Source organism: Streptomyces sp. SID12488 (assembly GCF_010548275.1).
In the GTDB taxonomy this organism is placed as follows: Bacteria; Actinomycetota; Actinomycetes; order Streptomycetales; family Streptomycetaceae; genus Streptomyces.
The window spans coordinates 1-427 of sequence record NZ_JAAGLT010000138.1; the positions used below are offsets into that span (position 1 = coordinate 1).

Annotated in this window: 1 pseudogene; it reads right to left on the minus strand. The window is 72.6% G+C overall.

The annotated features are described in order from the left end of the window. A pseudogene (locus G3I56_RS42875) lies at window positions 1-427 on the minus strand (ATP-dependent DNA helicase); the annotation flags it as partial.

The window sequence follows — 427 nt, forward strand, 5'->3', positions numbered from 1 at the left end:
CCTCCTCCGCGGCGCGCGGGAACGCGTACAGGACGTAGGCCGCCCGGTGCAGGGCAACCACCGTCTTGCCGGTGCCGGGCCCGCCCTGCACCACGGTCACCCCGCGGTGGGCGGAGCGGACGATCTCGTCCTGCTCGGACTGCAGCGTCGCGACGGCCGCATGCATCCTGCCCGTACGCCGTGCCGACAGAGCCTCCGTCAACGGGCCGTCTCCCACGACGTCCTCGTCGGTCGGGGCGGTCCCGTCCAGCAGTTCGTCACTCACCGAGATGACCGTGCGCTCCTCGAGGCGCAGGTGCCGGCGCCGCCGCAGGTCCATCGGGTGGACCGGTGTCGCCTCGTAGAAGGGCCGCGCCGCGTTCGCGCGCCAGTCCACAAGCAGAGGCAGGTCATCCTCCTCCGTGTGCAGTCCGATCCGCCCGATGCG